Below are 9,767 nucleotides of genomic sequence, written 5' to 3'. Positions count from 1 at the left end.
ATAAAATGGAGAGGAGAAGAAAGCGCGATAGCCCGCAGTTGTTTATATACCTGCCGCCGGTTTTGCCAAAAAATCAAGCAACCAAAATCAAGCTATTCGGCGGCCTTCGACCGAGACCAGGCGCAGATGCGCCGCCCGGACCGTGCGGTGGGGCTCATACAGGCGCGACGACACCAGGGTATAACGGCCCAGCCGGCCCTTTGTGTTCTTCGGCGCCGCCGACAGGGTTTGATATACACCGACGAAGCGGTCGACCTGGCCGTCGCGGTTCATCATGGGACAGAGGCACAGTTCCAGGCTGACTGTCTCGTTCTGATACGGCGTCTCGCCTGGGTCGTCTGTGATCCACGGTGCCGAAACGGTCAGGATCAGCGGCTGTTCGCGGCGCAGGCTCATCTGCAACGCTGTCTTTATAGTGTTCAGAAACGGCGAGCGGAACAGGCTGAGGAACGACGTGTCCTTCAGTTCATAGCCGTGCACCGCCACCAGGAAGCCGCCCGACAGGCGAAAGCGGTAGGCAGGATCAGCCGTCGAGATCATGATCATCTGCGGGATCAGGCTCTTCAGGCGTGCCGGGTCGAACCGGTCGCGCGACGGTGCCTTATCCGGCCGCGTCTGCAGGCCGCGCCAGTAGCTCAGAAATGAAACTGTGCTGGAATGGGGCACTTTTGTCTCCGTGTGGCATGCGAGACGCAAGTTCGCTGCCGTGGAGGGGCCTGGCGCGGCGAATTTTGTGGATTCCTTTAAGATAAAGGCAAGTTCCGCGCGGTATGGTTCTTGCTTGCAGGGCTAGAAAGCCAATCGAGGAGCGTTCTATGCGCGCAGTCATCAAGAAATTCGCCTTTGCCGTTTTAAGCCTCGGCATGCTGGCCATGGCCGGTGTGGCCGCCGCCGGCTGCAACAGCGGCTGTGCGCCGCCGCCGCCGGCTCAACCGCCCCATAACCCCAAGCCTCCGCATGTTCCGTGCGGTGGTGGCGGCTGCGGTGGTGGCGGGCATCATGGCGGCAACGGCGGCGGCAAGACCAATGTCAACGTCAATGTCAATGTGAAGACCTCGGCCTCCGCGTCGGCCTCCGGCTCCGGTTCGGGCAGCGGCGCCTATTACGGCGGCGGCTACGGCAATTGGTCCCAGACCCCTGGCTATCCGCAAGGCGTTGGCCTGAACGTCGAGACCGGCGCCGCGGCGGCCCGTCTCGAATCCTATAGCGAAGAGCAGACCTTCACCAAAACGACCGTTATCCGCGCCACCTGCATCGATGATCGTGGCGCGCCGCACCCGGCATCGCAGGTCTTCGGCGAGCGTGACATTCGCAATGAATATCGCGGCGAAATCTTCCGCTGCATCGCCGGCACCAAGCTGCAATGGGTCTATGCCGACTATAACGGCGAGATTTCCTTCGACCACGGCATGTCGAACGACTGCCGCAAGGGCGATGCCCTGTGGTTCGAAGGCGGCCGCCTGACCTGCCGTCCGCAAACCCCGCAACGTAACTGTAACGAACGTTCGCTGCTGCGCCGCTTTGGCGTCGGCGTGAAGATCCTGACCCTGACCCGTACCGAAACGGTCACCCGTCAGCGCGAAACCGCTGTGGCGCGTGAGGCTTCGTCCTCGAGCTATATGGTGTTCGACGGTGGTGTTGGTGGGTTTGTTCAGTAATACATACCGATAAAGTAGCGCGCACAAACTTGAAACCCCGCCGGCAACGGCGGGGTTTTTTGCTTGCAGAGCGGGCGGACAATTCCTTTTCTGATACCTCCCTGCCGAAGGTGGGGAGGGGGACCGCACGAGCGAGCCAGGCCGCAGGCCGCCTGCGAGTGAGATGTGGTGGTGGGGCGACTTCGCTTTGCTTCGTTACGTTCATGGTACCCCTCCCCACGCAAAGAGGCGCGGGGAGGTATCAGAGATTTGCTACTGCGCCTTTTCGGCCGGCTTGATCTGGATCGTCAGCATCTTGTCCAGCTTCAGATAGGTCACAGCCAGCTTCTGCAGGTCTTCCGGCGTGATCGACATAACCTGGTCGCGGCGGCTGCGGATGGCCTCCAGCCGGCGCGGATCGCTCATCGTCCCCGGCAAGACCTGGCTCCAGTAGCCATTGGTCTTCCACTGGTTTTCCAGACGATCCAGGACCGGCTTGCGCGCCCGCAGCAACTCATCCTCGCCGATTGGCTTGGTCTGGATATCGGCGACGATGGTCTTCAGGGTATCGGCAAAGGGTTGCGAATCCTGGGGCTTCACCTCCGCGGCGATGCTGACATAGCCATAGCCGGTAAACGCGTTGGACGCATAGCTGCTGGCATTGGGGCTGTAGGCCAGGGCCTGCTTTTCACGCACCTCATCCGTCAGGCGCAGCGACAGCACGTCGGCCAGGACTTCCAGTCCACGCGCCCGCTTGGTGTCGCTGAAGAAGTCGCCGGTCGGGAAGGCGAAATAGGTCAGGCCCTGATCCGGACGGCCGCCATGTTCGAACACCTGATTCAGATTGGCCGCCGGGAACTTGACTGTATCCGAATCCTTGGGCTCCGGCGTGGCGGTGCGCGGCTTCAACGTCGCGAAGGTCGCGGCGATCTGCGCCTTGGCCTGCTCTTCGGTGACGTCGCCGACAATGGTGATTTCGATCGGCTGGGTCTTGAGCTGGGTGTCGATCAGCGACTTGACCTGGTCGTTGGTGGTGGCCAGGAAGTCGGCCTGCGACGGAATGCCGAAACGCGAATCGTCCGAATGCAGCACGCGGTCGGCGTTCATCTGGAACACGCCGCCCGGAGTCGACGCCAGAGAGGTGTAATAGTTCGGCACAAAGGCCTTCAGCCGTTCCCAGGCGTCGGCGCGATAGGCCGGGTCGGTGGTGAAGGCCATCAGCACCTGCATCTGCAGGGCGAAGTCTTCGCGCGTGGTGCCGCCACGCAGGGTGGTAGAGTCTTCGCCGATATCGAAGTCGATACCATAGATCCGGCCGGTCAGGCTGTCCTTGATCTCGGCAGCGGTCAGTTTGCCCAGGCCGCCTTCGACCAGACCGCTGGCAGACGCCTGGAACACCGGCGGCCGGGCGGCCGGCGACAGCGAATCCAGGCCGCCGGCAAAGCGGATGGTGATGCCGATCTCGTCGTCCTTGAACTTGGTCGACTTGATGGTCGCCTTGACGCCGTTGGCATAGGTCAGTTGCACGATGCCGAGATCCTTGACCTCCTCGCGCTTGACGACGGCCGATGGCGCGCCAAAGTCGGTATAGGGCCACGGCTTGGTGTCGTGGGCTTCGGCTGCAGTCAGTTGCGACGCCTTGACGGACTCGTAGGATGCGGTGATCGCCGCCTTGTCGAAATCGCCCAGGGTCTCGGCGCTGCGCCAGATGATGGGCCCGTCGCCGGCAAACAAGGGCTTCACCCCGGCATTGATCAGGTCCAGCGTCAGTGACGGCTTCAGCTTGAGATAGAAGTCATAATCCTGCTGCGGCGAGGTGAAGACCTGGCCTTCGTGGACCGAACCGGCGATGGCGTCGGCCAGATCGCGGGTGTTGCGCGTGGCCGCACCCTGGGCTGCCGCCTTGAAGCCGGCGTCGAAGTCGGCCAGGACACGGTCCAGTTCCGGCTGGGTGGCGCCGTACAGCTCATACTGGCGCACGATGGTATAGGCCTGCTCGAAGGCGGCCTTGGCCTGGCCCGGCTTGGGCGTGATGGCCAGTTGCGTGATTTCCGCGGTATATTTCATGTCCTCGGCGCCGACACCGGCAGCGGCGAAGGCCGATTCCGGCAGCTTGGCGTGGCGTTCGAAGCGCTCGTTCAGGATCGAGACGCGGACCATGTCGGCAAAATCGTCGGCCGCGCTGCCGTAGGTCTGATAGGTGTCTTTATACGGCTTGGCCCAGGTCACGGTCAGGCCGTCGCGCAGGCCTTTTTCGCTGTAGGTGTCGACGACGACGCCCTTGGTCTTGTAGGCGCCGAAGTCGGTCTGACGCAAAGCCCCCGGTGTCGCCGGCTGCCAGTCGGAAAACTTGGCCTTGATCTTGGCTTCGACGGCGTCGACATCGAAATCACCGACGGCGACAATGGTCGCCTGTTCGGGACGGTAGAAGGCATTATAGAAGTCAGCCAGGGTGTCACGCGGGGCGCCGCTGATGATCTCCGGCGTGCCGATCGGCAGGCGGGTCGCATATTTTTGACCGGGGAAGGCCGTGGCCGTCCACTTCTTGTAGTTGTTCAGGCCCGGGCTGTTGCGCGACCGTTCTTCGCCCAGGATGACGCCGCGCTCGGAATCGACCGCCTTGGCGTCCAGCAGAAGATTGCCGGCGGCCTCACGCAGCAGGAAGATGCCGGTGTCGACATCGTCCTCGGCGAGCTTGGGCAGGTCGAGCTGATACACGGTCTCGTCGAAATTGGTGTAGGCGTTGGTGTCCGGACCGAACTCCAGGCCGTGGCGCTGCAGGATCTTGATCATCTCGCCTTCGGGCACGTTCTTCGAGCCGTTGAAGGCCATGTGCTCCAGGAAGTGTGCCAGGCCCAGCTGCTGGTCGCTTTCCATCATCGAGCCGGCATTGATGCGCAGCCGCAGTGAACCCGTCCCCGGCGGGGTGGCGTTCTTCATGACGACATAGGTCATGCCGTTGGGCAGCTTGCCGAAGCGCACCGTCGGGTCGGGCTTGATGTCGGAGTGGTTTTGCGCGAAGTCGACGCCCTTGGTCGGGTCAATGGTCCTGACCGCGGCGGCCGGCTCGGCGGCATACACCGTGGACAGCGGCGTCAGGGCGGTGGTGGCCAGGGCCACGGCAACAAAGGTCGAGATCAGCGTTTTGCGCGACATGAAAAAGGCTCCGCAGGTCAATCCGCGGAGCCTTACGCAAGTTTGCGCCTTTATAAAGGTCTAAATTGCAAAGTTACAGTTTGTTAAGGTGGGTTTGCTCCGCGCAGATTTCGCTTTCTTCTCCCGCCCCGTTTACGTGGGTAAGCGCCAGTGAAGGTATAGCCTTCACCAGCGCAGGGACCGCGAAGCGGTGGGAGGGGCTTTACCGTCAGTGGAACAGCCCCTTCCGTCATCTCGCTTCGCTCGATGCCACCTCCCCCGTAAACAGGGGAGGAGAAGGTAGTGGAGTTCACACGTTCTTACTTATTCCCGCCGGTGGCGTAATAGGTCGCGCTGTTGCCGGTGGCGCGGGCGGTCGAGACGATCGAGCGGCCCCGGGCGACATTGGCGATCGCATTGGCCGAGACGTCCGAATTGTTGACCTGGTTGTTGTTGACCCCGACATCGGCGCCACATTCCGCACAGGCATAACCCAGCGACTGGTTGCCAACAGCATCCGCAGCCAGATAGGCGTCGTAACCGACAGCGCCTTCGAACGAAGCCGTGGCGTCGACCCCGCCTGATGACAATTGGTCGTTGTCGAGACGCAGATAGATGTCGTTATTGCCCGAAGCCTGGTTGTTGCCGATGGCAACGGCCGTGGCGTGGGCCTCACCGTATTGATAGGCTTCGGTCACGGCCTGGGCCTGGACGGCTCCGGACTGGATCTGCTTGTTGTCGACGACCAAAGAGCCGCCGTCATTCTGGACGTCGTTGTTGTTGCCGGTGGCCGTGCCCTTGGTGGCGACGATCCACATATTGCCGCCATAGACTTCCGAACGCGCCTGGGTGAAACCCGACTGCTCCTGGACGACATTATGCTCCTGAGAGCCGCGGTCGTCGCTGTAGGACGCATGGTAGTTGCCGGTCGCTTCCGCCGTATAGACATTGGGGGAGGGCGAGTACTCGATGATGGTCGAGACATTGGCCCGCGCATCGCTGGTCGAAGTCTGCCACGCCGCGACGTTCAGGCGGCCGTTAGTCACCTGCCAGGCGCTGTGGTTGACGACGGCGCGGGCATCACCCTGGCCGCTGACATAGATGGCGTTGTTCGGCGCGGTGATATGAGTCGTCGCCTTCACCGATTCTGCCGTGGCGGTCTGGTGCGTTTCAGCGGTGGTGTCACCGTTGGTGGCGACCCACGAGCTGTAGTTGCCGATACCCTGGCTGACGGCATAGACCGGCGTGCCCAGCGACAGATATTCGTCGGTGGTGTTCTGGCCATTGATGGCGACCTCGCCGGCGACCTTGCCGCGGACGTTCTGCGCATTTTTGACCGTGGCGTCGACCGCCTCATTACCGCCCTGCATCTGATTGCCGGTGGCATAGGCTTCAGCCTTGGTCAGCCCGTCATTCTGGACGACGTTCAGGGTCTGGCCGGCGAAGACGTCGCCGTTCGAGTCCTGAAGGCTGTCGATGACCTCTTGCGCGAAACTAGTAGCGGGAACCGCTGCGGTTACCACGGCTGCGGCCGCCAGAAGAAACTTCCGTCCAGCGGTTCGGGTCAGCGCGCGTACCGGCATTGTTGTTCTCCAGATTGTCGTAAGCCGGGGTCAGGCCACCTGTGGCGCCCAGCGTGTCATTATAAAGGAAGTCGTTGCGGGCATCGAGGCAGACCTCGGGACCCGAAACGCCGTACAGATTGGCCATGAACTCCAGCGTCGCGCGCTCGATCATGGCGCGGACCGCCAGTTGCATCGGCTCCAGGGCGCCCTGGCCGCCGGAAATGTCGAACAGGTTACCGTTCAGGATGTCGAAGACGCCGGCCTTTACTTCGCGGCCGACGATCTGCTTCTGGTAAGAGATGACATCCACGACTTCGAGCGTGCGGGTGTCGACCAGGCGCAGGTCCAGGGCGGCGTTCATGACATAAGTACGGCCGTAGAACAGGCCCTTGACGCCGGCATCGGCGACTTCGCCGGCATAGGCATCGACGCCCGACGAACGGATGTTGTAGTTCAGCTCGGTGATGCCGCCGACGATGAAGAAGTCGGAACCGGCGACCTGACCGGCCATGATCTTGCGGTAATCGACCGGCTGGGTCGGATTGGCCTGCGGCGCGTCGGTGATCAGCTTGTTGTTGGAGTATTTCAGCTCCATTTCGCCGACCGAGGTGTCGAAACGCTCGACCTGACGGGCGCCGGCCTTGGCCAGGGCGGTCATGGTCATCAGCGAAGCACCCTGGGTGATTTCGCGGCCGCCTTCCAGCGATACCTTACCGGTATAGTCCGAGATCCGGCCGACGGCCAGGCGCGGGCTGGCCAGGCGGTTCTGGCGGGCGTAGGAGCCCAGGCAGACCAGGGCGTCGGAATAGGCGGTCGGGTTGGCGGTAACCGGCGCGGCGCCGATCGGCTGCTTGTAATTGCCAGCCGAGTTGACGCCCGGGGTCGTCATACAGCCGGTCAGGGCGACGCTCATGGCGGCCAGGCTGACCAGGGCGAGGGCGATCTTCTTGCCCGGTTTCTTTTGCATCATGTTAGCCATTAGAAGTTCACCTGTCCGGTAATGTCGTTGGTGGTCGTGCCGGTCGGCGCCGTGGCCGAGCTCTTGCCGTTAGTGGCCGTCACGTTACCGTTGTTGACCTGGTTGGAGTGGACGATCACCGTGTTGTGGTTGCCGTTGACGATGACCTGAAGATTGTTGCCGATGGCGGTGGCGCCACCGCGACCGCCGGCGCCGGCATAGGTGTCGCCGGCCCCCAGTGTCTTGGAATAAGAGAAGACGCTCTGATCGCTGCCGGTCAGGATAGAACCGTCCAGCAGGACACGGTTACCGTTGGCGTCGCGGGTCGAAGGATCGACACCGTGCTGCATCTGATTGCGGCCGAGACCATAGCCGGTTTCGAAGGCCGCCTTCTTGGTCGACATGTTCTGCGCCAGGGCCGGGGAGGCCAGGAGCGCAGCGCCCGCGAGGGCAAGGACAGCGGCTTTAGTTAACGACATGGCAGACTCCGAAGCTTATGCCTGTTTCGCCGACCGGTTGTCGGGCGATACAGACCGCTGAGCAAATCAGGTGCCAATGTGGTTCAGAACTTTAAAGATTGGGTATATTTCCACCGAAATGGCACGTTAAATTCTGTTTTTACTGGAAAATCCGGGATTCCGGCCTGGCGCGGGCGGGGTAAAAAAAGCGCGGCAGGCGTGGAGCGTGACCGTTTTGACGCAGGTTTCGCCGGACAGGCGTGTCAAAATACGACAATTGGCGTGCAGGGCTTGGCAAAGACTCGCCCCGTAGGCATATGAAACGGCACAGTATACCGGGAAAGACCATGCAAGAGACAACGCCGACAGAACCCTTGTTCAACGCGCCGGTCCTGGCTTTCGTGATGCCTGTCTTTCTTATCGCGGTGTACGCGCTGCAGGTGGCCATGGGGCCGCAGCTCGAAGACGCCCTGCTGAATAGCTTCGCGCTCAGTTCGGCGCTGCTGCGCCAGGGGAGTTACGAACTCCTGTTTACCTATCAGTTTCTGCACGGAAGTTGGTCCCATGTCCTGTTAAATGCGGCCTTCTGCCTGGCCTTTGGAACGCCGGTCACCCGGGCGGTCGGGAAGGGGGCTGGCGCGGTTCTGTCTTTCGTGGCCTTCTTTCTTATATCTGGCGTGCTGGCCGGGCTGGGGCATTGTCTAATGAACTGGCGTGATCCCATGCCGGTCATCGGTGCGTCCGGCGCGATTTCCGGACTGATCGCCGCGGCCATGCGGCTGCGCGGCGACGGCCGGTTGAACAGCTTCTTCAGCAAGCGCGTCGTGGTCATGACCCTCTTTTATGTCGGCGCCAATGCGGCCACTGCCTTTTTGCCCCTGGTGCCCGGCGCCAGTGGCGTCCAAATCGCCTGGCAGGCCCATATTGCCGGCTATGTCGCCGGACTGCTGCTGATCGGGCCGTGGCTGGCCCTGTTTCACCGGCGATACTTCACGTTGAATTGAAGTGTCGGCTATCCGTCTTTATTGCAATTTTATCCGTCTCGCGAGACCCTCCCTGTTCGGCTTTGCCGATATAAAAACATCCAGATGGGAGGGTGAGAATGCTGATCAATCAGCTGCTGAATGCCAAGGGCCGTCAGGTCTTCACGGTGACCCCCGATGACACGCTGTCGTCGGTCGCCGCACTTCTCTATACGCGTAAGGTTGGCGCCTTTGTCGTGACCGACCGTGTCGATCGGGTGATCGGCATTATTTCCGAGCGTGACATTATACGGGCGATCGCCCAGTCCGGCGCCGAATCTCTGACCCAGCCGGTCAATAAGTTCATGACCAAGGACGTCGTCTCGGCGCATCTCGGCGAAACCGTCGAAACCCTACTGACTCGCATGACGGATCGCCGGATTCGTCACCTGCCGGTCATGGAGGGTGCGCGACTGGTTGGAATCATATCTATCGGTGACCTGGTCAAGGCGCGGATCGCGGCTTCCGAACACGAAGCGGAGACGCTGAAAGCCTATATTACGGCCGGCTAGCGCTTTCTGATACCTCCCCGCGCCCTTCGCGTGGGGAGGGGGACCGCACGAGGACGTAGCGCAGCGAAGGACGAGATGTGATGGTGGGGCGACTTTCTTCCCACCAAGCTGCGCGCTTGTGGACGAATCCCGTTTTTTTAAATTTAGGGGTTGCACCGCACAAAGGCAGCCACTAGATACCCGCCTCGTTGCTGGTCACCCAGCGGTTCGCGACGAAGGTGTTGACGAGATTTTGTTAAAATCGAATTAACGCTTGATGCCGAACCGGAAAGGGACTAAGACACGCAACCTTCCGATTCCTGACTAAGTTTTCAGGATTTTCCCACACCGGGAATGTCCCTGAGCCTTCGTCGTTTTCGAATTTCAAACGCTTCTAACGAGGCTGTGGAAAACGAAAAAAGTCGGTTGACATGAATTCGGCGCTTCACTAAATAAGCGCCTCCCCGCTGAGCCGGAACGGTTCGAAGGTTCAACGGGAAC

At 61.3% G+C, this 9,767-nt stretch carries 8 protein-coding genes; 3 read left to right on the top strand and 5 right to left on the bottom strand.

All coding sequences use genetic code 11. The features are described 5' to 3' along the window. Positions 1–87 precede the first annotated feature (87 nt). Positions 88–666, bottom strand: a complete 579-nt coding sequence (locus ABAC460_RS47655; RefSeq protein WP_023455995.1) for a PAS domain-containing protein — start codon at positions 664–666, stop codon at positions 88–90. A 149-nt stretch (positions 667–815) separates the two neighbouring features. Here ABAC460_RS47655 and ABAC460_RS47650 point away from each other — a divergent pair, with 149 nt between their 5' ends. Then, positions 816–1,658, top strand: a complete 843-nt coding sequence (locus ABAC460_RS47650) for a hypothetical protein (protein WP_023455994.1) — start codon at positions 816–818, stop codon at positions 1,656–1,658. A gap of 252 nt (positions 1,659–1,910) precedes the next feature. Here ABAC460_RS47650 and ABAC460_RS47645 read toward each other — a convergent pair whose 3' ends face one another. From ABAC460_RS47645 to hfaA, 4 genes are all read right to left on the bottom strand, one after another. Further along, a complete protein-coding gene (locus tag ABAC460_RS47645; RefSeq protein ID WP_023455993.1) occupies positions 1,911–4,793 on the bottom strand; it encodes a M16 family metallopeptidase in 2,883 nt (960 codons plus the stop codon). 299 nt (positions 4,794–5,092) lie between these two features. After that, positions 5,093–6,355: a holdfast anchor protein HfaD gene (hfaD, locus tag ABAC460_RS47640; protein WP_235075867.1), complete on the bottom strand. Its 1,263-nt coding sequence runs from the start codon at positions 6,353–6,355 to the stop codon at positions 5,093–5,095. After that, a complete protein-coding gene (gene hfaB, locus ABAC460_RS47635; protein ID WP_035426635.1) occupies positions 6,267–7,307 on the bottom strand; it encodes a holdfast anchoring protein HfaB in 1,041 nt (346 codons plus the stop codon). The genes hfaD and hfaB overlap by 89 nt, the downstream gene beginning before the upstream one ends. Before the next feature lie 8 nt (positions 7,308–7,315). Continuing rightward, positions 7,316–7,774 carry a holdfast anchoring protein HfaA gene (hfaA, locus tag ABAC460_RS47630; protein ID WP_023455990.1) on the bottom strand — a complete coding sequence of 153 codons (459 nt, stop codon included), beginning with the start codon at positions 7,772–7,774 and terminating at the stop codon, positions 7,316–7,318. A 326-nt stretch (positions 7,775–8,100) separates the two neighbouring features. Here hfaA and ABAC460_RS47625 point away from each other — a divergent pair, with 326 nt between their 5' ends. Further along, the gene (locus ABAC460_RS47625; protein WP_023455989.1) at positions 8,101–8,757 is read left to right on the top strand and encodes a rhomboid family intramembrane serine protease; all 657 of its coding nucleotides are present in this window, start codon (positions 8,101–8,103) and stop codon (positions 8,755–8,757) included. Positions 8,758–8,855: 98 nt separating this feature from the next. Further along, on the top strand, positions 8,856–9,287 hold the full coding sequence (locus tag ABAC460_RS47620) for a CBS domain-containing protein (RefSeq protein ID WP_023455988.1): 432 nt from the start codon (positions 8,856–8,858) through the stop codon (positions 9,285–9,287). Positions 9,288–9,767 lie beyond the last annotated feature (480 nt).

This window comes from Asticcacaulis sp. AC460 (genome assembly GCF_000495795.1).
Classification (GTDB): Bacteria; Pseudomonadota; Alphaproteobacteria; order Caulobacterales; family Caulobacteraceae; genus Asticcacaulis.
Note: the sequence above shows the minus strand (reverse complement) of the source record. Positions and strands in the feature narration are given on the sequence as shown.

Coding starts and splice junctions, on each gene's coding strand:
- ABAC460_RS47650 (WP_023455994.1), top strand. CDS start 816: ATGCGCGCAGTCATCAAGAAATTCGCCTTTGCCGTTTTAAGCCTCGGC.
- ABAC460_RS47645 (WP_023455993.1), bottom strand. CDS start 4,793: ATGTCGCGCAAAACGCTGATCTCGACCTTTGTTGCCGTGGCCCTGGCC.
- hfaD (WP_235075867.1), bottom strand. CDS start 6,355: ATGCCGGTACGCGCGCTGACCCGAACCGCTGGACGGAAGTTTCTTCTG.
- hfaB (WP_035426635.1), bottom strand. CDS start 7,307: ATGATGCAAAAGAAACCGGGCAAGAAGATCGCCCTCGCCCTGGTCAGC.
- hfaA (WP_023455990.1), bottom strand. CDS start 7,774: ATGTCGTTAACTAAAGCCGCTGTCCTTGCCCTCGCGGGCGCTGCGCTC.
- ABAC460_RS47625 (WP_023455989.1), top strand. CDS start 8,101: ATGCAAGAGACAACGCCGACAGAACCCTTGTTCAACGCGCCGGTCCTG.
- ABAC460_RS47620 (WP_023455988.1), top strand. CDS start 8,856: ATGCTGATCAATCAGCTGCTGAATGCCAAGGGCCGTCAGGTCTTCACG.